The organism is Streptomyces sp. NPDC029139 (assembly GCF_055564335.1).
Genome location: NZ_JBVHWN010000011.1, coordinates 171,686 through 193,794, shown reverse-complemented (window position 1 = coordinate 193,794; position 22,109 = coordinate 171,686). Strand labels below are relative to the sequence as shown.

Annotated in this window: 17 protein-coding genes; 3 read left to right on the top strand and 14 right to left on the bottom strand. The window is 70.2% G+C overall.

The genetic code is table 11. The features are described from left to right. Nucleotides 1-38: 38 nt before the first annotated feature. Nucleotides 39-410 carry a PIN domain-containing protein gene (locus ACZ4VW_RS24010; RefSeq protein ID WP_467965646.1) on the bottom strand — a complete coding sequence of 124 codons (372 nt, stop codon included), beginning with the start codon at nucleotides 408-410 and terminating at the stop codon, nucleotides 39-41. Between the two features lie 12 nt (nucleotides 411-422). After that, nucleotides 423-1,502, bottom strand: coding sequence for an LCP family protein (locus ACZ4VW_RS24005; protein ID WP_467965750.1), 1,080 nt, complete (start codon nucleotides 1,500-1,502; stop codon nucleotides 423-425). A 264-nt stretch (nucleotides 1,503-1,766) separates the two neighbouring features. On the opposite strand from ACZ4VW_RS24005, the gene ACZ4VW_RS24000 reads away from it, so the two are divergent. Further along, on the top strand, nucleotides 1,767-2,891 hold the full coding sequence (locus ACZ4VW_RS24000; RefSeq protein ID WP_467965644.1) for a PLL family lectin: 1,125 nt from the start codon (nucleotides 1,767-1,769) through the stop codon (nucleotides 2,889-2,891). A gap of 55 nt (nucleotides 2,892-2,946) precedes the next feature. Here the strand turns inward: ACZ4VW_RS24000 and ACZ4VW_RS23995 are convergent, their stop codons facing one another. The 6 genes from ACZ4VW_RS23995 to ACZ4VW_RS23970 all read right to left on the bottom strand — a co-directional run bounded on the left by ACZ4VW_RS23995 (nucleotide 2,947) and on the right by ACZ4VW_RS23970 (nucleotide 13,504). Beyond that, nucleotides 2,947-4,956, bottom strand: a complete 2,010-nt coding sequence (locus ACZ4VW_RS23995) for a glycosyltransferase (protein ID WP_467965642.1) — start codon at nucleotides 4,954-4,956, stop codon at nucleotides 2,947-2,949. 50 nt (nucleotides 4,957-5,006) lie between these two features. After that, nucleotides 5,007-6,506: a D-ribitol-5-phosphate cytidylyltransferase gene (locus ACZ4VW_RS23990; RefSeq protein ID WP_467965640.1), complete on the bottom strand. Its 1,500-nt coding sequence runs from the start codon at nucleotides 6,504-6,506 to the stop codon at nucleotides 5,007-5,009. A gap of 63 nt (nucleotides 6,507-6,569) precedes the next feature. Further along, nucleotides 6,570-8,609 (bottom strand): hypothetical protein, encoded by a 2,040-nt coding sequence (locus ACZ4VW_RS23985; RefSeq protein ID WP_467965638.1) that lies wholly within the window; start codon nucleotides 8,607-8,609, stop codon nucleotides 6,570-6,572. 284 nt (nucleotides 8,610-8,893) lie between these two features. Next, nucleotides 8,894-9,964: a phage baseplate protein gene (locus ACZ4VW_RS23980; protein ID WP_467965636.1), complete on the bottom strand. Its 1,071-nt coding sequence runs from the start codon at nucleotides 9,962-9,964 to the stop codon at nucleotides 8,894-8,896. Between the two features lie 199 nt (nucleotides 9,965-10,163). Then, nucleotides 10,164-12,293: a 3-hydroxyacyl-CoA dehydrogenase NAD-binding domain-containing protein gene (locus ACZ4VW_RS23975; RefSeq protein WP_467965634.1), complete on the bottom strand. Its 2,130-nt coding sequence runs from the start codon at nucleotides 12,291-12,293 to the stop codon at nucleotides 10,164-10,166. Then, the gene (locus ACZ4VW_RS23970; RefSeq protein ID WP_467965632.1) at nucleotides 12,290-13,504 is read right to left on the bottom strand and encodes a thiolase family protein; all 1,215 of its coding nucleotides are present in this window, start codon (nucleotides 13,502-13,504) and stop codon (nucleotides 12,290-12,292) included. Before ACZ4VW_RS23970 ends, ACZ4VW_RS23975 begins: the two co-directional genes overlap by 4 nt. 293 nt (nucleotides 13,505-13,797) lie before the next feature. Here ACZ4VW_RS23970 and ACZ4VW_RS23965 point away from each other — a divergent pair, with 293 nt between their 5' ends. Further along, nucleotides 13,798-14,931: an alpha/beta fold hydrolase gene (locus tag ACZ4VW_RS23965; RefSeq protein ID WP_467965630.1), complete on the top strand. Its 1,134-nt coding sequence runs from the start codon at nucleotides 13,798-13,800 to the stop codon at nucleotides 14,929-14,931. A gap of 62 nt (nucleotides 14,932-14,993) precedes the next feature. On the opposite strand, the gene ACZ4VW_RS23960 is transcribed toward ACZ4VW_RS23965, so the two are convergent. The 3 genes from ACZ4VW_RS23960 to ACZ4VW_RS23950 form a co-directional block, all read right to left on the bottom strand. Beyond that, on the bottom strand, nucleotides 14,994-16,277 hold the full coding sequence (locus tag ACZ4VW_RS23960; protein ID WP_467965628.1) for a ribonuclease D: 1,284 nt from the start codon (nucleotides 16,275-16,277) through the stop codon (nucleotides 14,994-14,996). Between the two features lie 108 nt (nucleotides 16,278-16,385). Next, complete coding sequence (locus ACZ4VW_RS23955) at nucleotides 16,386-17,051, bottom strand: response regulator transcription factor (RefSeq protein ID WP_015037008.1); 666 nt, start codon at nucleotides 17,049-17,051, stop codon at nucleotides 16,386-16,388. A 259-nt stretch (nucleotides 17,052-17,310) separates the two neighbouring features. Continuing rightward, a complete protein-coding gene (locus ACZ4VW_RS23950) occupies nucleotides 17,311-18,003 on the bottom strand; it encodes a DUF3000 domain-containing protein (protein WP_467965626.1) in 693 nt (230 codons plus the stop codon). A gap of 91 nt (nucleotides 18,004-18,094) precedes the next feature. On the opposite strand from ACZ4VW_RS23950, the gene hemE reads away from it, so the two are divergent. Further along, nucleotides 18,095-19,171 (top strand): uroporphyrinogen decarboxylase, encoded by a 1,077-nt coding sequence (hemE, locus tag ACZ4VW_RS23945; RefSeq protein ID WP_467965624.1) that lies wholly within the window; start codon nucleotides 18,095-18,097, stop codon nucleotides 19,169-19,171. A 73-nt stretch (nucleotides 19,172-19,244) separates the two neighbouring features. Here hemE and ACZ4VW_RS23940 read toward each other — a convergent pair whose 3' ends face one another. The 3 genes from ACZ4VW_RS23940 to ACZ4VW_RS23930 form a co-directional block, all read right to left on the bottom strand. Next, nucleotides 19,245-19,616 carry a hypothetical protein gene (locus ACZ4VW_RS23940; RefSeq protein ID WP_467965622.1) on the bottom strand — a complete coding sequence of 124 codons (372 nt, stop codon included), beginning with the start codon at nucleotides 19,614-19,616 and terminating at the stop codon, nucleotides 19,245-19,247. Between the two features lie 68 nt (nucleotides 19,617-19,684). Next, nucleotides 19,685-21,058, bottom strand: a complete 1,374-nt coding sequence (locus tag ACZ4VW_RS23935; RefSeq protein ID WP_467965620.1) for an FAD-dependent oxidoreductase — start codon at nucleotides 21,056-21,058, stop codon at nucleotides 19,685-19,687. Nucleotides 21,059-21,085: 27 nt separating this feature from the next. After that, nucleotides 21,086-22,024 (bottom strand): DUF4349 domain-containing protein, encoded by a 939-nt coding sequence (locus tag ACZ4VW_RS23930; protein WP_467965619.1) that lies wholly within the window; start codon nucleotides 22,022-22,024, stop codon nucleotides 21,086-21,088. Between the last annotated feature and the right edge of the window lie 85 nt (nucleotides 22,025-22,109).

Genomic DNA, 22,109 nt, shown 5'->3' with positions numbered 1-22,109 from the left:
GCAGGGCGCGCGGGCCAGACGGACTTGCGCCCCACGTCCTAGACCTGCAGGGCGCGCGGGCCCACGCAGCGGGCCCCGTGTTCCTCGACCCGCCGCCGCAGTTCCCGGTCGGCCGTGACCACCAGACACGGCCGGCCGGCCGCGTTCCGGGCCAGGTCCGCGATGAGGTCGTCGCCGCTGCCGGGCGCCTCCTCGACCCGTACGCCCGGCACGGACTCCACGCCGCGGGCCCGGCCCTCGACGACGAGCACGATCTCGAAGGGGCCGCCCGCCGGCCCGCCCCCGCTCGCGAGGCGGTCCCGCAGCCGCTCGGCGGCCGCGCGCCGGTCCCGCCACCATCCGTCGGGGACCGACCCGACCACGTTGGCGCTGTCGACGATCAGAAGTGGCAGCTGAGGCTCCGGGTCCATACGGACAGGATGTCAGCCGCCGGTCGCCGGGGACTTCTTCGCGGACTCAGGGATCCGGGAGTCCTCCCGGATGGCCTTCCACAGCCGCGACGCGTTCGGCTCCGCCGCGACCACGCGGTTCGGGTCGATCTTGTCGTACGCCACCGGCAGCATGATCGTCTCCATGTTGCTCGGGTCGACGCCGTTCATCGAGCGAGCGAACTCGCTCAGCTTCGTCAGGGAGTTCAGGTCGGAGTCGGTCGTGAGCGCCTTCGTCGCGGAGTCGGCGACCTTGTACGCCTTCGCCGGGCTGCCGAGCAGGTCCTGCCGCTTGATCTCGCCGAGCAGGGCCATCAGGAACTTCTGCTGGTTCCCGATGCGGCCGAGGTCGCTGCCGTCCCCGACGCCGTACCGGGTCCGTACGAACGCGAGGGACTGCGTGCCGTCCAGCTTCTGCGGGCCGGCGTCGAGGTCGAGACCCGCCGCGCCGTCCTTGATGGGCTCGTCGATGTCGACGGTGACGCCGCCGATCGCGTCGACCAGGTCCTTGAAGCCGGAGAAGTCGATCTCCAGGTAGTGGTCGAGCCGCACTCCGGACATCTTCTCGACGGTCTTCACCACACAGGCCGGACCGTACTGGGCGTAGACCGAGTTGAACATGACCCGCTGCTTGGACGGGGCCGTGCCACCGCCCGACTTCTCGCACTCGGGCCGGGTGACCAGCGTGTCGCGGGGGATGCTGATGGCGGTGGCCCGGGTCCGGCCCTCGGGTATGTGCACCACGAGCGCGGTGTCCGAGCGGGCGCCGGAGACCTTGCCCCCGTCCAGCGACGCGTTGGCGCCCGCCCGCGAGTCGGAACCGAGCACGAGCAGGTTCTGCCCCGTCGTCGGCAGCCGCTGCGGCCGGTCGTCACCGAGCGCCTTGTCCAGGTCGACGCCCTTGATGTTGCCGTCGATGCTGGAGTACATCCAGTACGTCGTGCCACCGGCGGCGAGGACGAGAACGAGCAGCGCCAGCAGGATGATCCGCCCGGTCCGGCGCTTGCCCTTGCGCTTGGATGCCTTTTCCCGCCGTGCGGCGCGCGGGCCCGGAGGCATGACGTCGTGGCTCAACTGCTCGAGTCCCTTGATCTCGTGGCCCGGAAAGGGCGGGATGGAGTTGGGGACTCGGGTGGGGCCGGTCCACGTCGTGGGGGGCAGGCCATGCACTATAGACGTATTTTCGAATCGCGTATAATTAATCGCGCAGCCCTTCAGTTCCGGCATTCCATTCGCACATCCTGCGTGACACGGCTTGCCGTCTGCCGAGACGCCAAAGGGAGATGGGCAATTCCGGACTCGGAGCCGGGGAACTTCGGGGAAGGACGACCTCACACCATGCCGGTCAGATCCAGGCGCGCTGCCAGAGGGAGAACCCCGTTCGAGGGCGCACCCCTCCCGGACACGAACGAGCGGCGGCCCAGCGCGCGGGGCACCGCCGGCGGCCGGTGGCTCGTCCTCGGCAAGGACGGCAGACTCACCGCCTACGCGCTCGGCGCCGAGGGGGTGCTGCGCTGGACGGAGACCTTCCCCGGCGGACCCGAGTGGACGGGACCCGAGCTCCTGCCCGTACCGGGCCTCACGCATCTGTCCGTGGCTCAGGCCCCCGACGGTTTCGTGTACTTCGTGGGCCGCCGCGCCCGGCACGACGAGGCCGGCGAGATCGTCGACCTGGTGAGCGCCACCCAGTTCCAGAGCGGCCGTCCCCTCACCGAGTGGCGCTCCCTGGGCAACCCCGACAGGGACCCCGTGAAGGCGGCCGGGCTCGGCGTGCCGTCGGCCGCGGTGAGCGCCGGCGGACTGCTGCACGTGGTCGTACGGAACTTCGCCGGAAGTCTGTTTCTTCGGTGCGAGCAGCCGGGCGGTCAGTGGGACCCGTGGCAGGACCTGAAGGGCAGGCGGACCCATGACGGGACGGCCGCGGTGACCCTGGCCTCCGGCCGGGTGGAACTGCTGGTCCCCGGGACGGGACTGACGCTGCGTCTGAGCCGGCGGGCCTCCGACGGCGCCTACGGGCGGGAGCACGACATCCCCTTCGCGCACGCTCCCGGCACCGCTGTCGGACTGGAGACGGCGCCGGACAGGGTGACGTACTACTGGGCGGACGAGGCGATGGGCACGGTCGTCGCCCATCGCCCCGGAACGTGGGCGATTCCGATGGGCGGGTCCGCCGTGTCCGGCCCGGTGTCGGCACTGCGGGCCCTGCTCGGCGGCTACGACTGCACGGTCCTTGCCCACCGGGCGCACGACGGCCAGATCATGTTCACCGCGTTCGGTACGGAGAACGAGGGCGGCGGTGCCTGGTGGTCGCCCACGGGCGAGGTCTCTGCGGGCGGGCCGGCCCTGGCGCACGACGCGTACGGCCGTGTGGTGCTCGCGCTGATCGGTGACGACGGCGCGCTGCGCGTCGCCCGCCAGACCGGCGGACCGAGCCTCACGCTGGAGCGCTCGGTCCGCGTCTGAGGAGCCCTCGGCAGGACGGGCCCTCAGCAGGACGGGCCCTCAGCAGGACAGGCCCTCAGGAGGACAGCTTCAGCCCGATCGACAGGTAGTTGCTGTCGGTGTAGTACGGGTGATACGTGACCGAGCGGCCCCCTGCGGTGGAGAGCGTGGTCTTCGGATGCACGTACACCGGCTTGCGCTTGAGGATGTCGTCGCGGAAGCGGCCGAGCCTCAGCCGGTAGGACGTGCCGTCGGCCGTCAGGTTCCCGGGCACGACGAGCGAGAGGTCCCAGCCCGTGTCGATGTCGATCATCCGGTCCGCGTACTGGTGGAGATCGAGGGTGAAGCCGGCCTGCCCGGGCGCGAAGGCGCAGGGGATCGAGAAGAAGGCGTCCTTGTTCTTCCGGCTCTGGGCGACGACGTGCGCGCCCTGCCCGGAGACGTCCACCTGCGGGCCGGCGGCCGCGGAGGCGGGGACCCCCAGCGGGTAGAGCTGGACGTAGAGGTGCGAGCCGTTCGTCTCGACGGAGAGGACCTCCGCGTGCGCGGCCAGCTCGCGGGAGACGATCTGGAGACAACCGTCGTCCCCCGAGCGGGTGAAGTTCCTGAAGCGCACCGGACCGGGGTCGCCCGGGGCGGAGATCAGTGAGTTCGCGGTCTGCTGGAGTTCCTTGATCTTGACCCGGCGCAGGACACCGTCGTCCTCTCGGCGCAGCAGCACGTTCCAGGTGCCGGTGGCCAGCCGGAGCGCGCCCGGGACGGTGGCGTAGAGGTGTCCGTTGGCGGTCTGCTCCACGGGCGAGACCATCAACGCCTGCCTGCCGTCCGCGGCGTTGACGCACAGCACGGTGAAGCGCCCGCCGGGCGCGGTGGCGGGGTCGAGCACGAACTCCAGGTCGCCGGAGGCCGTGGCCCGGCACAGGGCCTCGGGGCGGAAGTCGCGGGCCGAGAGCAGCTGGGTGAGGAAGCCCTCGTACGTCTCGGCCTGGGCCTCGGGGCTGTAGACGCGGGACTTCTCCAGCGCGTTGGCGCCGAGCCGCATCCGCAGGTCGGCGTCGCCCATGAGCCAGTCGAGGCTCTTGGCGAAGGCGTCCACGTCACCGACGGGCGACAGGGCGCCGTTCACACTGTCGTCGATGATCTCCGAGGGGCCGTGCGGGCCCGCCGTGCTGAGCACCGGCACGCCGCAGGTCATGGCCTCCACGATGGTCAGACCGAAGGTCTCGTCCGTGGACGTCGACGTGTGCAGGGCGGCCTTGGCCAGCTCCTCACGCAGATACTTGGTGTGCCCCATGAGCTGGATGCGCTCGTTGGCCCCGAGGTCGTCGATGAGCTTGCGGAGGTTCGCCTTCTCCACGCCGCTGCCGTAGATGCGCAGCGTCCACTCGGGATGCTTCGTACCGAGCTGGGCGAAGGCGTTGATGAGCAGGTCGAAGCGCTTCCAGTCGACGAAGCGCCCGGACGAGGTCACGATCCGCGAGGCGCCCACGTCGGCCCGCATGAAGGTGCCCGTGGTCGCGTTCGGGATGGCCTGGAAGACCGTCCCGACGGCGCCGTAGGCGTCCCGGTGCGTCTGGGCGTCCTTGTGGGTGACCGTCACGAAGGCGTCGAGCCGCGGGATCTGGGCGTCCAGCATCTTCCGGGAGGCGGGGCTCTGGTGGTGATAGTGCGTGTGGGCCTGACCCAGCGAGACGTACCGCCCGGTGCCCAGCTCGGTCAGCAACGTGATGTTGCCGGGAGCGGTGGCGATGACGACATCCGCGTCCGTGCTCTGCAGATACGCCGCCGCGCGCTCGTCCACGAGCTTGCTGTAGCGGTTCTTGTCGTCGGCCTTGTAGCCGATGTCGTACTGGTTCGCCTCCTGGTGCAGCGGGTGCTCCAGATCCGGCGAGCCGGTGCGGGTGTCCACGAGGGTGCGCAGCCTGATGTTCGGCGCGAAGCGCAGCGGCGGCACGTCGTGGTACTGGAAGATGCTCACCAGCTGGACGTCGTGCTGCCGGGCGGCCAGGGAGTTGGCGAGCGTCTGGGTGGCGACGGACGTACCGGCCTGCCCGTAGGCGCTGTACATCAGGAAGTCGATCTTCACGGAGTCTCCGGGGACGTGGCCGGGTCAGGACGAGGAGTTGAGGAAGATGCTCAGAGAGCGGGACTCTCGGAGCTGGTCAGCACCTGCGTCAGTGCCGACTCGAAGGCCGAGGCCGAGGCCGTCGCCGTGGGGTCCTGACGTCGTACGTCGATCACATGACCGGTCATGCCGGAGAGCAGGACGTCCAGAGAGCTGCGCGCGACCTCCTCGGAGGAGAGCAGCGAACCGGCGGGCTCCTGCCCGAACGCCTTCGTCCGCATCGGGGTGGCGGTCCGCTCGGGATTCACGCAGTTCACTCGGATGCCGTCCTCGGCCCACTCGTCCGACAGGGCCTGGGTGAGGTTCACCATGGCCGCCTTCGTCGAGGAGTAGAGGCTGTACTCGGCGCGTCCGCGGGTGTAGCTGCTGGAGGTGAACAGCAGCAGCTGGCCGCTGGTCTCCGCCAGGTACTTGTAGGAGGCGCGGGCGATGTTCACCGGTGCGAGGTAGTTCACCTCGAGCGCCTCCCGGACGGTCGCGTTGTCCGTCTCGTGGAGCCGGCCGACCCGCAGGACCCCCGCGGTGTTGACGACGTAGTCGATACGGCCGGTCTCGGCGTACGCCCTCGCGAGCGCCTCGTCCACGTGGTCGGGGTTCTCGACGTGGGTGCCGGTGGTGGAGCGTCCGAGGGCGTGGACCCGGGCTCCGTATCCTTCGGCGATCCGGGCGATGTCGGCCCCGATGCCGTAGGAGCCGCCGAACACGAGCAGGGTCTTGCCCGCCAGCCGCTCCCGGTAGAACTCGTCACCGCTGTGGGCGGGAGCCATCGTCGACGCCAACTGGAACAGCTTGTCGGCGATGAAGACGTCGACGGGCTGCGTGACCTTCATGTTGTACTCGTCGCCCAGAACGACATGGACGGGCACGTCGGGGAGGTACTTCACGACGACCGAGCAGTCATCGGTGGCCTGGAAGAAGGGGTCGGCGGCCGCCCGCTCGTAGGCCTCGCGGATCGTGGAGAGCCGGAAGCCCTGGGGGGTCTGGCCGCGCCTGAGCCGGGAACGGTCGGGTACCTCGGTGATGAACTCGCCGTCGGCGCCGTGCGTCCTGGTGACGATGATGGTGTCGGACGACGGGATGGCCACGTCGACGGCCGAGTAGCGTTCGAGCGCCGTCACGCACTCCTTGACCACGCGGGGGGAGAGCAGCGGACGCACCGCGTCGTGGAACAACAGGTTGCAGTCCTCGTTCCCCTCGAGCCGCTCGGCCACCGCCTGTATCGCGATCGTCGTCGTCTCACTGCGGGTGCTGCCTCCGGCGAGCACCCGGGACACCTTGCGCAGTCCGCTCCGGGCGACGATCTGCTCCGCCTCGGCGACATGACTCGGCGTCATCAGCACGATGACGTCGTCGATGTCCGGAGCGTTCTCGAAGATGTGCAGGGTGTGCTCCAGGATGGGCTTTCCCGCGATCTTAAGAAGCTGCTTCGGTATGGAGAGCCCGATGCGCTGCCCGGTGCCACCGGCGAGGACAACTGCGACAGTACGGCGACGGGTGGCGCGCGTGGTCAAGATCTTCCTGCTTCCTGGAAAGAGTGAGGGACTGCTGCCTACGGGGTGTCGGGCACCGGAGGCTCAGGCGTGCTGTCGCGGCTGCTGTTCCGACGGGTGCGGACCCGGCTGCTGCGGGAACCCGGGCCGCTCGGGGTACTCGATGGGGAAGTCCCGCAGTCCCCGCCGGTAGAGGTCGTTCGCGGCCTTGGCGAAGCGGTACGAGGACGGCGGCTGGTCCGTCCCGAGGAGATAGTCCTTGAGCTGTTCCCGGTACGGGGCCATGACGTCCTGGTCCAGCGAGAACATGGCGTCCAGGGCCGTCTGGAGGCCGTTGCAGTCGGTGTCGAGCAGGTAAGAGGCGTACGCGGTGCGCTGTTCGTTGCGGAACACGTCGTCCGGCAGGCCCTCGAGGTTGAAGATCGCGTACGGCTTGCGGGTCGCCACGAAGTCCGAGACGACGCTCGACATGTCACCGATGAGCAGATCGGAGTGGTTGAAGCAGTCGTACAGCGTGGGAATCCTGTCGGTCACGACATGGTGGGCGTCCACCGGCAGGGAGTCCCAGTAGAGCGTGCCGGCCTGCTCGCGCAGCTTGCGGATCCGCAGGGTCCGCTCCGCCTCGGTGAGGTCGGGGTACCGCGAACGCACACCGCGCTCCTGGAGCAGCGCGAGCTTCTTGTCGATTCGCTCCAGCTTGCGGCCGGCGGTCTTCGAGTCGAGGATCTTACGGCCGAACCGGCGCGCGTTGTCCTCCTGGAGGAGCGCGATGACGCGCCGGTGCGCCGCCGCCGCCGCGGGCGACCGTGAGCCGGTGAGCGGGTGCGGCTTGTAGATGATCCGCAGCGGCCGCTCGTAGGACAGGAGGTTCTGGATGAGCTTCTCGCCGGCCGGGATGACCGAGGTGTAGCAGGCGTCGTCGGTCCAGCCCTCCCACGTGGGGGCGTAGATGACCGTGGGTATCTCGTTGTCGACCGAGCCCGTCCACCGGCGCAGGGACATCAACTGGGGGCGACCGACCTCGACGATCTGCTCGGGCCGAACAGCGTGCTTGATGCGCTCGTAGCGGTCCCGCCCGGCGCGCCCTGCCACCCAGATCTCGTCGAAGACCTTGCTGACGCGGTTGCTGCTGGCCGCCTTGTCGCTGTCACCATGACCGATGAAGACGTGCTTGACGTCGTGGCGCTGCAGCATGTGCACGTTCTTGCCCGCGTTGCCGGGGTAGAGCGTGACCCGGAGCTCGGGCATCTCGACACGTGCCAGGTACTCGGCTTTCGGGACACAGATGACCGGTACGGACGTGGCGTCCAGAAAGCGCAGGGTGGCCCGCTCGCGGAGCACGATGATGGGGCGCAGGTCCATCGACTCCAGCGCTTCGAGCCACATGTTCACCTGGTACATGAAGTCCCGGGAGATCGCGGCGAAGGTGAAGTACAGGGCGACCTGCGGACGGTACCGGGCGAGTTCGTCGTTGAGCTCGTCGATGGCCTGGTCGGTGGACGGAAGGATCAGGGCGTTCCGGGCGCCGGGCAGCAGGACCAGGAGCGCCAGATAGGCCACCGAGACCGAGAGGATGCCGCCGTAGGTCACGTACCGCCAGTTGTCGGTGGCCATCGTGCCGAGCGCGCCGGCGAACAGCGGGATGTCCAGGTGCAGCGTCTTGCGGACGTGCTTCTCCATCAGGAACGGATGGGGCATGCGCCGGATGCCGAGGGACTCCATGTCGAGCCCGCGCGTCGTGTACGGCAGTTCCTGGCGCTTCTTGCGGACGTGCTTCAGCAGCGCGCCGTAGGCCAGTTGGAGCGCGAACAGCAGCAGGAGTCCGACGGAGGCCAGCTGGACGACGAACGAGTCGATGTCCGCGATCGAGCCGCAGAGGGCGAGCAGCAGGAACTGCCGGATGATGAAGCGGATGGTCAGGCCGAAGCGCGAGTCCCTGAGCCGGTCCAGTGTCGTCGACTGGGCGCTGTGCAGCAGCATGTCGGCGAGGTAGCTGACGGCGGCCGAGGCGGCGAAGACGGTGAGCGAGGGGATCACGACCGCGGCCATCATCCCGAGGAAGCTCAGCACCAGGGCGCTCGATATGAGGACACCCAGGAATGCTTGACGTTGCTGTTTGCCCATGGCCGTGCGGCCCCTCCTTGCCATGGCTGGCGCGCCGATTGCTGGATACGCGTCGCGACTTTGTGACGCGCGTCACTCTGCGCCGAAACTGCGCCACGGTGGGGCGTGACTGTCGACCGTGCAGACCCTGTGAAGTGTTTGAGAAGTATATGCGGGCGTGACCGTCGGAAGTGACGAAGGTGTACAGCAGGTGAAGACAACACCTCTGTTTACGGAATAGTTATCGAACGGTTTCTGAAGCGTGGTGGTTCCGCGTACAACCATCACGGTTCGTCATGGAGCCCTTACTTATCGTGCCCGGACCCGCGCTCGAAGCCGTACAGGGCGAGGTTCCGGCGGCCGGGCGTTTTGACCGAGAACGCGACGCACAAAAGCGGATCCGGGGCGGTTCGTACGGCAATGCCCTCAGGCTCCCGGAAAGGGAGGTCAGCGTCGACCGTCACCAGCGCGCGACCGGCGATATATCCCGTCTTCAGGTCGATGACGGAGACATAGGTATTCCCGCCGACGGCGGGAGGGTTTTTTCCGGAAGACTTGCTGTAGGGATTTCCGGTGAGGTGGTAGACGTAATTCCCATGCAGCGCGCATCCCTGGAACGTTTCGCCCTCGAGCGCGGCCGGGACGCGGAAGTCCTTGAGCGGTGCCCGGTTTTCCGCGAGCACGTCCCGCATTCGGTGCACGGAATAGCGGTGCTCGCCGTCTCCGTCGAGGTAACTGACGAGAACCCTCCGGGTGGTCAGATCCAGGGCCGGATGCACCCTCGTACTGTCCGGCGGCGTCGGCCGATGGTGCGCGACCGAGCGGTCGTCGCTGTCCAGGACCGACCCGTCGCGGAAGCGCACCCGGGCCACCGAACGTCCGTAACCCGTCTTGGCGTGCGCTCGCGACTCCACCCACAGCCAGACCTCGTCGCCCTCCGGCTCCACGCCCAGCGAGATGCCGTGGCCGAAGCCGCGCAGATACATGTGTCCGAGCTGTTCCCCGGAACGTGAGTACCGGGTGACGCACATGTCTCCGGCGCGCTTTCGCGTCTCGGCGTCCACCGGTCCGTCCTCGCCCTCGTCGGCCAGTCGCACGCCGCCCGGGACCACCTGAAGCGCGTACACCTGGTGACGGACGTCGTCGAAGGCGAACGACTGGGGACCGGAGGTCTCGTGCAAGGGCGTCGGCGACCACAGCCGAGCGGCCCGGCCGATGTCGAACGCCCCGACCGGCTGCGACGGCCGCACGTCCGCGCCGCGTCCGCTGCTGCCCAGGGCCATCCCCGCCAGGCCCCCCACCGTCAGGGACACCGCGGCGGTCCCGCCGGTGACGAGCAGAGTCCTGCGGCTGACGCGCGGGCCGTGAGTCGCCATGAGGGCGGGGGCCTCCTCGGGAAGGGACGGGAAACCACCCATTCTCGCATCCCGTGATCACGGCCCGAGGCACGGCCGTCGCCCCGCGCGACAGGGCGCGCGCGGAGGGACACGCGCGGAAGGATGCCTGAAAGCCGCGCGCGCAAAAGACGGATGCCCGCCCCTCGGAAGGGACGGGCACCCGTTCGGTGTCGCGGTGTTACGCCGGGACGCTCGCCACACCCTGCGGGAGGAACGGCTTGCCGTTCACCCGCTGGGAGACGCCCTCGCGGTCCAGGTACGGCGTGATGCCGCCCAGGTGGAAGGGCCAGCCGGCGCCCGTGATCAGGCAGAGGTCGATGTCCTGCGCCTCGGCGACGACACCCTCCTCCAGCATCAGGCCGATCTCCTGCGCCACCGCGTCCAGGACGCGGTCGCGGACCTGCTCCTCGGTCAGGACGACGTCGCCCTGCTGGAGGAGCGCGGCGACCTCGGGGTCCAGCTCCGGCTTGCCGGAGTCGTAGACGTAGAAGCCGCGCTTGCCGGCCTCGACGACCCGCTTGAGGTTCGGCGAGACGGTGAAGCGCTCCGGGAAGGCGCGGTTCAGGGTCTCGGAGACGTGCAGACCGATGGCCGGGCCGACGAGCTCCAGGAGGACCAGCGGGGACATCGGCAGACCGAGCGGCTCGATGGCCTTCTCGGCCGTCTCGACCGAGGTGCCCTCGTCGATGACGTTCTGGATCTCGCCCATGAAGCGGGTCAGGATGCGGTTCACGACGAACGCCGGGGCGTCCTTGGTGAGGACCGCGGTCTTCTTGAGCTTCTTCGCCACGCCGAAGGCGGTGGCGAGGGAGGCGTCGTCCGTCTGCTCGCCGCGCACGATCTCCAGGAGCGGGAGGATCGCGACCGGGTTGAAGAAGTGGAAGCCGACCACGCGCTCCGGGTGCTGGAGCTTGGAGGCCATCTCCGACACCGACAGCGAGGAGGTGTTGGTGGCGAGGATCGCGTGCGCCGGGGCGACGGCCTCGACCTCCGCGAACACCTTCTGCTTGACCGACATCTCCTCGAACACGGCCTCGATGATGAAGTCCGCGTCCGCGAAGCCCTCGGCCTTGTCCAGGACACCGGAGACCAGGCCCTTGAGACGGTTGGCCTTGTCCTGGTTGATGCGACCCTTGCCGAGCAGCTTCTCGATCTCGGCGTGGACGTAGCCCACACCCTTGTCGACGCGCTCCTGGTCGATGTCGGTCAGCACGACCGGCACCTCCAGGCGGCGCAGGAAGAGCAGGGCCAGCTGGGAGGCCATCAGACCGGCGCCGACGACGCCGACCTTGGTGACCGGGCGGGCCAGCGACTTGTCCGGGGCACCGGCCGGGCGCTTGGCCCGCTTCTGCACCAGGTTGAAGGCGTAGATGCCGGAGCGCAGCTCGCCGCCCATGATCAGGTCCGCGAGGGCCTGGTCCTCGGCGTCGAAGCCCTTCTGCAGGTCGCCGTCCTTGGACGCCTCGATGATGTCCAGGGCGCGGTACGCGGCCGGGGCGGCGCCGTGCACCTTGGAGTCGGCGATGAAGCGGCCCTTGGCGACGGCCTGGTCCCAGCCCTCACCGCGGTCGATCTCCGGACGCTCGACCGTCACGGTGCCGTTCAGGACGGAGGCCGTCCAGATCAGCGACTGCTCCAGGAAGTCCGCGCCTTCGAAGATCGCGTCGGCGATGCCGAGTTCGAAGACCTGCTTGCCCTTGAGCTGACGGTTCTGGTTCAGCGAGTTCTCGATGATGACCGAGACGGCCTTGTCGGCACCGATCAGGTTCGGCAGGATCGTGCAGCCGCCCCAGCCGGGCACCAGACCGAGGAAGACCTCGGGCAGCGAGAAGGCCGGCAGGGCCTTCGACACGGTGCGGTAGGTGCAGTGCAGACCGACCTCGACACCGCCGCCCATCGCCGCGCCGTTGTAGTACGCGAAGGTCGGCACGGCGAGCGCGGAGAGACGCTTGAAGACGTCGTGGCCGCCCTTGCCGATGGCCAGCGCGTCGGAGTGCTGCTTGAGCAGCTCGACGCCCTTGAGGTCGGCGCCCACCGCGAAGATGAACGGCTTGCCGGTGATGCCGACGCCGACGATGGAGCCCTCGGCGGCCTCCTTCTCGACCTGGTCGATGGCCAGGTTGAGGTTGGCCAGCGACTGCGGGCCGAAGGTGGTCGGCTTGGTGTGGTCGAAGCCGTTGTCCAGCGTGATCAGCGCGAACCGGCCCGCACCCGCGGGCAGTTCGAAGTGCCGTACGTGCGCGCTGGTGACGACCTCGTCCGGGAACAGCTCGGCCGCACCCTTCAGAAGCTCGGCGGTGGTGCTCACTTGCCCTCCCAGTGGGGGTTCTCCCAGATGACCGTGGCGCCCATGCCGAAGCCGACGCACATGGTGTTGAGGCCGTAACGGACCTGCGGGTTCTCCTCGAACTGGCGGGCCAGCTGCGTCATCAGACGCACACCGGAGGAGGCCAGCGGGTGACCGTAGGCGATCGCGCCACCGTACTGGTTGACGCGGGCGTCGTCGTCGGCGATGCCGTAGTGCTCGAGGAAGGCCAGCACCTGGACGGCGAAGGCCTCGTTGATCTCGAAGAGGCCGATGTCCTCGATGGACAGACCCGTCTGGGCGAGCGCCTTCTCGGTCGCCGGGATCGGGCCGTAGCCCATGACCTCGGGCTCGACGCCGGCGAAGGCGTACGAGACGAGGCGCATCTTCACCGGGAGGTCGTTCTCGCGGGCGAAGTCCTCGGAGGCGATGATCGAGGCGGTGGCGCCGTCGTTGAGACCGGCCGCGTTACCGGCGGTGACGTTGCCGTGGACGCGGAACGGCGTCTTCAGGTTCGCCAGGGACTCCAGGGTGGTGCCCGGACGCATCGGCTCGTCGGCGGTGACCAGGCCCCAGCCCGTCTCGCCGGCCTCGGCGTTGGTGCGGCGGACCGAGACCGGCACCAGGTCCTGCTGGATCTTGCCGTCGGCGTACGCCTTGGCGGCCTTCTCCTGCGACCGCACGGCGTACTCGTCGGCGCGCCGCTTGGTGATGCTCGGGTAGCGGTCGTGCAGGTTCTCGGCGGTCATGCCCATGAACAGGGCGGACTCGTCGACCAGCTTCTCCGACACGAAGCGCGGGTTCGGGTCGACGCCCTCGCCCATGGGGTGGCGGCCCATGTGCTCGACGCCACCGGCGATGACGGCGTCGTAGGCGCCGAAGGCGATGGAACCGGCGACCGAGGTGACGGCGGTCAGCGCGCCGGCGCACATGCGGTCGATGGAGTAGCCCGGGACGGACTGCGGCAGCCCGGCGAGGATGCCGGCGGTGCGGCCGAGGGTCAGACCCTGGTCACCGATCTGCGTGGTCGCCGCGATGGCGACCTCGTCGATCTTCGCGGGGTCGAGGCCGGGGTTGCGGCGCAGCAGCTCCCGGATGGCCTTCACGACGAGATCGTCGGCGCGGGTCTCGTGGTAGATGCCCTTCGGGCCCGCCTTGCCGAACGGGGTGCGGACGCCGTCGACGAAGACGACGTCCCTGACGGTACGAGGCACGATGGCTCTCCTCCAGGGTGCGGGATGGCACTGCTGCGGCACGCGGCTAAGCGCGCGCTTGCTCCCCCCATGCTACTTGCGGGTAACCATGCTGCCCAGTCCCGGGGGCCGGAGCGGTGAAGGTCACACTTCCCAGTGACCGACCGAGCGGGTGTGCGCCCCCGGCGTGCGCCCGACCGATCGGGTCCGCCGAGGCCCGCCACGGTCGCGTCGCCCTGGGCCGACGCCCGCCCGGGCCGACTCTGGGCAGGCCGGGGCGCCCGCCCCGGGCCGAGCACACAGAACGGATTCCCATGGCGGCGATCATCACCAAGGACCACGAGGTCCCCCACAAGTCCACCGTCCCCGCGAACGAGGACGACATCGTCAAGCTCTTCGTACGGGAGCGGGACGGCACGCCCCTGGGGCATCTCCCGGAGCGCAAGGCCGTTCTCATGCTGCACGGCCGGAGCGTTCCGGTGGTTGCGGGCTTCGACCTCCAGTACAGCTCCTACAGCTGGGCGGAGCACCTGGCCAAGGCCGGCTACGACGTCTTCATGATGGACCTCCAGGGCTCCGGACGGTCGCCGCGCCCCAGGATGGACGACCCGCGCAACCTCAGCCTCGCCAACCAGAACCTTCTGAAGCCGAGGCCACCGGGATTCACCCCGGGCTCACCGCCGAACTACGCGTTCCAGCTGAACAACTCGAACAGCGACCGGGACGAGCTGCACACTGTCGTGGAGTGGATCCGCAAAGAGCGCAGGGTGGACAAGGTCGCCTTCGTCGGTTGGTCCGCTGCGGCGTTCACCATGGGGCCGTACGCGGTGAACAACCCCACCAAGGTGGAGAGTCTGTTCCTGCTGGCGCCAGTTTTCCCGCCCGACGCCACGTCGACCCCGCCGATCCCGCTGCCGCAGCCAGGCTTCCCCATGACCGTGGACACGAGATGGGGCCTCGAGTCGGGGTGGAACACCCAACTGCGCTGTGAGGATCAGCGCGAACTCGGCATGGTCGAGAAGGCATGGGCCGCGATCATGGAGAACGACTCGGTGGGCAGGACATGGGGACCGCCGGAGGGCCTCAACCGGATCCGGAACTTCGTCCGCTGGGGCTGGAACAAGACGACGGCGGCGAAGGGCGGCGTCCTCGGCGGAAGCGTGCCCGTGCTGATCGTCTACGGGGAGCACGACACTACGGTGAACACGTCACCGTCCAACCCCAACCCGGAACTCAACTTCTCGGTCCCCGCGCTCTACAACGCCGTCGCGGGCTCCCACAAGCTGATGGTCAAACTGGCCTGCGCAGGGCATTCGGTCGTGTGGGAACAGCAGCACAAGAACGTGCACGACCTCTCGAAGCACTGGCTCAAGCACCTCAAGGTCGACGGCAAGACCCAGGGCGTCTTCGACATGAACACGAACGGAGACCTCAGCCCGGCCCCATAGGACGGCGGAGCCCCCGGCCGCGGCTGGGCGGTCGGGGCTCCACCGTACGCACGGGGCTCCGGTCAGGCCGTCGCCGTCAGCGCCAGGACCAGCAGCGGCGTGACCAGCTCGACCTGCCACGGCCGTGCGCCGTGACCCGTGAGGGCGGCCGCCACCGCGTCGGCGGTGCCCGGAGCCGGCGGCTCCCAGCAGACCCGGCGGACCGTGTCGGGGGTGATCAGGTTCTCCTGGGGGAGGTTCAGCTCCTCCGCGAGGGCCGAGACCGCCGTACGGGCCGCCGACAGGCGGGCGGCCGCCGCCGGGTCCTTGTCCGCCCAGGCGCGCGGCGGCGGAGGGCCCGCGAGCGGCTGGCCGGGCTGGGGGAGCTCGGTGTCCGGGATTGCCTTCGCCCGGTCCACGGCCGCCTGCCACTGCTCCAGCTGGCGCCGGCCCATGCGGTGCCCGAAGCCCGGCAGCGCGGTGAGCGCGGCGACGTTCGCGGGCACCGCGAGCGCCGCCTCCACGATCGCCGCGTCGCTGAGCACCTTGCCCGGCGAGACGTCGCGCCGCTGGGCGATGTGGTCCCGGGCGTTCCACAGCTCCCGGACGACCGCCATCTGGCGACGGCGTCGCACCTTGTGCATGCCGGAGGTCCGGCGCCACGGTTCCTTGCGCGGCGGCGCGGGCGGGGCCGACGCGATGGCATCGAACTCCTGGTGGGCCCACTCCAGCTTGCCCTGCCGGTCGAGCTCCTTCTCCAGTGCGTCACGCAGGTCGACGAGAAGCTCGACGTCCAGCGCGGCGTACCGGAGCCAGGGCTCGGGCAGGGGGCGGGTGGACCAGTCCACCGCGGAGTGCCCCTTCTCCAGGGCGTAGCCGAGGACGGACTCGACCATCGCGCCGAGGCCGACCCGTGGGAAGCCCGCGAGGCGGCCGGCCAGCTCGGTGTCGAACAGCCGGGTCGGCATCATGCCTATGTCCCGCAGGCACGGCAGGTCCTGGGTCGCCGCGTGCAGGATCCATTCGGTCCCGGCGAGCGCCTCGCCGAGTCCGGAGAGATCGGGGCAGCCCACGGGGTCGACGAGCGCGGTGCCCGCGCCTTCACGGCGCAGCTGGACGAGGTAGGCGCGCTGCCCGTAGCGATAACCGGAGGCGCGCTCGGCGTCCACGGCGACCGGCCCGCGACCGGCGGCGAAGGCGGCGATCACGTCGGCGAGGGCCTCGTCGGTCGCGACGACGGGCGGAATGCCCTCCCGGGGCTCCAGCAAGGGGATCGGCAGCCCGTTCGCAGGGACGTCGTCGTCCGGGGGAGCGCCCCCGGTGGTTCGCAGTGCTGTGTCTGCTGCGGTCTCTTGGGCGTCGGTCACGTGTCAAGGGTATCTGTGAATCGGCACATGCCTGCCGACAGAACGGCGGAACGTTCCGTCGACAGGCGCCGATCCTTCGTCAACCGGGCAAGAGGCCCGGTCGGGGCCTCAGTGGATGATCCCGGTGCGCAGGGCCACCGCGACCATGCCGGCCCGGTCGCCGGTACCGAGCTTGCGCGCGATCCGGGCGAGGTGGCTCTTCACGGTCAGCGCGGACAGGCCCATCGAGACGCCGATGGCCTTGTTCGACTGACCCTCGGCGACCAGCCGGAGCACCTCGACCTCACGGCCGGAGAGCTCGCGGTAGCCGCCCGGGTGGCTCGGGGCACCCGGGGGGCGGCGGTGGCCGAGACGGGCGGCCGCGGCGCCGATGGGGGCGGCGCCGGGGCGGGTGGGGTGCCCGATGTTCGTACGGGTACCGGTGACGACGTAGCCCTTGACGCCACCGGCCAGTGCGTTGCGCACGGCGCCGATGTCGTCGGCCGCGGAGAGGGCGAGGCCGTTGGGCCAGCCCGCGGCGCGGGTCTCGGACAGCAGCGTGAGGCCGCTGCCGTCGGGGAGGTGGACGTCGGCCACGCAGATGTCGCGCGGGTTGCCGACTCGGGGTCGGGCCTCCGCGATGGACGACGCCTCGATGACGTCACGTACTCCAAGGGCCCACAGGTGGCGGGTGACGGTGGAGCGGACGCGCGGGTCGGCCACGACGACCATGGCCGTCGGCTTGTTCGGGCGGTAGGCGACCAGGCTTGCGGGCTGCTCGAGGAGAACGGACACACGGCCTCCTGGGGAGATGCGGGACGGAGCCGGCTCGGGGAAGAAGCCGGGGGCGACCCGAGCGGTGAAGGGGTCACTGACTCCTTCGGCAGCTCGGGCGCCCGCCTTTAGGGAAAGATCACGTTTTGATGAGTAACAATTCGGGCAATTCGGACGCGTGATCGATCATCCTACGAGTGAGCCTCCGTCCGGACGGCTCGACGGCCACCGCTGGGACTTGCCGGGCGTCGCGTGCCGCACGAGGCTTCCGCGACACGCTCTAGGTCTGCTGCGGACCTCTGCGCTGCGGCAGCGAGACGACTCCCGCGCCCGTGGTCGTGCCCGCGCCCGGATCGGGGGAGGACGGCGGCAGACCCGCGATCTGGCAGAGCAGATCGCACCAGGCGGCCAGGTGCGACCCGGTGTCCGGTGCGCCCCCCAGGCCCTCCTGCGGCGTCCATGAGGCCCGGATCTCGATCTGGGTCGCGGGGCGGCGCTCCGCCAGCCCCCCGAAGTAGTACGAGCCCGCCTGGGTGACCGTACCGCTCGCCTCTCCGTACGCCAGGCCGCGCGCGTCCAGCGCGCCCGTCAGCCAGGACCAGCAGACCTCCGGCAGCAGCGGGTCCGACGCCATCTCGGGCTCCAGCTCCGCCCGTACCAGCGTGACCAGCCGGAACGTGCCCTTCCACGCCTCGTGGCCGGCCGGGTCGTGCAGCAGGACCAGGCGTCCGTCGGCCAGGTCCTCCTCGTTCTCGACGACGGCCGCCTCCAGGGCGTACGCGTACGGTGCGAGCCGCTGCGGCGGCCGGGTCGGGTCGATCTCGATCTCCGGCCGTAGCCCGGCCGACCGCAGTGCCTCGACCGCCCGCCGGAAAGCGGGCGGCACCGGGTCCGTCTCCCTGGTGCCCGCCGTGTCGCCCGCTCCTTCGTCGCCGTCGGAATGATCGGAAAAATGTCCCTGAGCCGCAGCCATGCGGGGAAGAGTAGGCGGAACGGGGGCCTCGCGCAGGGAGGGACACCCGGCCCGGGCGAGCGGCTTGCCGCCACATGCGAAGATTCTGGTCGTGAGCGCCAATGACAGCCCCGTGGGCCAGCAGACGAAGCAGCAGTCGCGGACGCACGACTCCGCGTTCCTCAAGGCATGCCGGCGCGAGCCCGTGCCGCACACCCCCGTCTGGTTCATGCGGCAGGCCGGGCGCTCCCTCCCCGAGTACCTGAAGGTCCGCGAGGGCATCCCGATGCTCGAGTCCTGCATGCGACCCGAGCTGGTCACCGAGATCACGCTGCAGCCGGTGCGCCGCCACAAGGTGGACGCGGCGATCTTCTTCAGCGACATCGTCGTCCCGCTCAAGGCCATCGGCATCGACCTCGACATCAAGCCCGGCGTCGGCCCGGTCGTCGCCGACCCGATCCGCACCCGCGCCGACCTCGACCGGCTGCGCGACCTGACCCCCGAGGACGTCCACTACGTCACCGAGGCCATCGGGATGCTCACCGGCGAGCTGGGCTCCACCCCGCTCATCGGTTTCGCCGGCGCGCCTTTCACCCTCGCGAGCTACCTCGTGGAGGGTGGTCCGTCCCGCAACCACGAGCACACCAAGGCGCTGATGTACGGCGACCCGCAGCTGTGGGCCGACCTGCTCGACCGTCTCGCCGGCATCACCTCGGCCTTCCTCAAGGTCCAGATCGAGGCCGGTGTCTCCGCCGTCCAGCTCTTCGACTCCTGGGTGGGCGCCCTGGCCCCGGCCGACTACCGCCGCTCGGTGATGCCCGCCTCCACGAAGGTCTTTGACGCGGTCGCCCCGTACGGCGTCCCGCGGATCCACTTCGGCGTCGGCACGGGCGAGCTGCTCGGCCTCATGGGCGAGGCGGGCGCGGACGTCGTCGGCGTCGACTGGCGCGTCCCGCTGGACGAGGCCGTCCGCCGCGTCGGCCCCGGCAAGGCGCTCCAGGGCAACCTGGACCCCGCCGTGCTGTTCTCCTCGCGGGAGGCCGTGGAGGCCAAGACGGACGAGGTCCTGGCCGCCGCGCAGGACCTCGAGGGGCATGTCTTCAACCTCGGCCACGGTGTGCTGCCGACGACCGACCCGGACGCGCTGACGCGCCTGGTGGAGTACGTCCACACGAAGACGGCCGTCTGACCGCGTCCGCCCGGCACACCACGTCCACGGCCCGCCACCCCATCCCGGGGCGGCGGGCCGTGGACGTGAGGGGTCAGCCCTCGCAGTTGACCGGCGGGGTCCCCGACGCGACCCGGCAGAAGTCGGCGCCGGGGCCACCGTCGACGGTGCCGCCGTTGGCGCCGACCCGCAGGAAGTCGTTGCCGGTGTTGCCGCGGACCGCGGCGCCGGGCGCCACGGAACCGTCGACGACGATGTAGTCGTTGCCGCCGAGACCGTCGACCGTGTGCATCGAGGGGAGCGACGCGCAGCGGATGAAGTCGCTGCCGGGCGTGCCGGTCACGTTGGTGGCGGTTCGCGGGAAGCCGTTGACCGTACAGCTCACGGCGTGGGCGGGGGAGCTCAGAGCGAACGGGGCGACGATGAGTGAGGCGGCGCAGAGCGCGCGCACTGTGTGTCTGATCATGTCATCGAGTTAACCCACGGTCGCGCAAACATCGCAATTCGTCACCATCCGTCACTGCTCCGCTCGGATCAGCCCGCCTGGCGAACCGCCGCCACCGCCTTCCGGGCCGCCACCAGCACCGGATCCCACACCGGCGAGAACGGCGGCGCGTACCCCAGGTCCAGCGCCGTCATCTGCTCCACGGTCATCCCGGCCGTCAACGCCACGGCCGCGATGTCCACCCGTTTCGCCGCCCCCTCACGGCCCACGATCTGCACTCCCAGCAGCCGGCCCGTACGGCGCTCCGCCAGCATCTTCACCGTCATCGGGGCCGCGCCCGGGTAATAGCCCGCCCGGCTGGTCGACTCGATCGTCACCGTCACGAACCGCAGCCCGACCTCGCGCGCGTCCTTCTCGCGCAGCCCCGTCCGCGCGATCTCCAGGTCGCACACCTTGGACACCGCCGTGCCGACCACGCCCGGGAACGTGGCGTAACCGCCGCCCACGTTCGCGCCGATGACCTGCCCGTGCTTGTTGGCGTGCGTACCCAGCGCGATGTGTCGCTCGCGCCCCGAGACCAGGTCGAGCACCTCGACACAGTCGCCGCCCGCCCAGACGTTCTCGTGACCCCGCACGCGCATCGCGAGATCCGTGCGCAGGCCGCCGTACGTCCCCAGCGGCAGCCCCGCGGCCTGCGCGAGGCGCGTCTCCGGGACCACGCCCATCCCCAGGACGACGACGTCCGCCGGGTACTCGGCGTCCTCCGTCGCCACCGCCCGGACCCGTCCGTCCTCACCCGTGAGGATCTTCGTGACCTCCGAGGAGCCGACCGTGGTGATCCCCAGTCCGTCCATCGCCCGGTGGACCAGCCGCCCCATGTCCGGGTCGAGCGTCGCCATCGGCTGCTCGCTCCGGTTGAGCACCGTGACCTCGTAACCCCGGTTCAGCAGCGCCTCGGCCATCTCCACACCGATGTAGCCGGCGCCGACGACCACCGCCCGGCCGCCCTCCGTGCGCTCCAGCGAGTCGAGCAGCGCCTGCCCGTCGTCCAGCGACTGCACCCCGTGCACACCCGGGGCGTCGATCCCCGGCAGCTGCGGCCGCAGCGGACGGGCACCGGTCGCGATCACCAGCTTGTCGAAACCGGTCCACGCCTCCGTACCCGACTCCAGATCCCGCGCCCGCACCCGTTGCCCGGCCACGTCCAGCTCGGTCACCTCGGTCCGCATCCGCAGATCGATGTCCCGCGCCCGGTGCTCCCGCGGAGTGCGCGCGATCAACTCGTCGCGCTCGTCGACGTCGCCGCCGACCCAGTACGGAATGCCGCAGGCCGAGTACGAGGTGAAGTGACCGCGCTCGAAGGCGACGATCTCCAGTTCCCCGGGCTCCTTGAGCCTGCGGGCCTGCGACGCCGCGGACATGCCCGCCGCGTCGCCGCCGATGACCACCAGTCGTTCGCTCATACGAACACGCTACGTCGGCGCGGTGGTTCAGTCCGTGGATGTGTCAGGTTCCCCGGCCGGTCCGCCGTCCGCGCGGCGCGCCCGTCGAGGCCGGAGGAGCATCCGCCACACCAGGTACAGGGCGAGGGCCACCGCCAGCCACGGCGCCACCGCCGCCAGCACGACCACCACCCAGGCCAGCGCCGTCACCAACGCGCTCCAGCCTCCCGCCAGAGCTTCCAGGACGCCCGGACGGTCCTCGCTCTCCGCCGCGCCCGCGCCCTCCTTCTCGGTCAGCTCCAGAGTGATCGTCGCCAGCGTCGTACGGTCCTTCAGCGAGGCCCGCTGGGCCAGCAGCGACTCCAGATCCGCCTGACGACGACTCAGCTCACCCTCCAGGGTGACCACGTCGCTCAGCCGCTCCGCCCGGTCCATGAGCGCGCGCACCCGGTCCACGCTCGCCCGCTGGGTGGTGATCCGGCTCTCCACGTCCACCACCTGCTCGGTGACGTCCTTGGCCTGCGCCTTCCGGGACAACAGCCGGCCCGTGCCGGACAGTTCCTCCAGCACCGACGCGTACCGGTCCTGCGGCACCCGCAGCACGATCCGCGAGGTCATGTGCGTCGCGTCGAGCCGATCGGTCTCCTCGTCGGAGACCTGGCCGCCCGCGTCCTCGGTGACCCGGCGGGCGGCGGCCAGCGCCCCCGCCGCGTCCTCCACCTCCACGGTCAGTTCGGCGGTACGGACGACGTGCTGCTGCCGGGCCACGTCCGCGGGCTTCTTCTCACCCGCCGCCGCAGCCTCCTCCGGTGCGCGGCCGGCGTCGCTGCCCGACTCGTAGCCTCTGTCGGCGGCGGCACCGTTCGCGGGCTTCTCCGCGCTCAGCCCCTTGTCGTCGGCGCCGCTGTCGGACGCGCCCCCGGCGCAGCCGGTCAGCGCCAGCGACACCGCCAGCAGCGCCACGGCCGCTCCTCGTGCTCCACGCATGGGATCCCCCCTCGGGTGGTGGTGAGTGGTGCCGGTTCGACGTACGGGACCGGAACGCGGGTTGCACCCGGGCGATAGCGAAGCG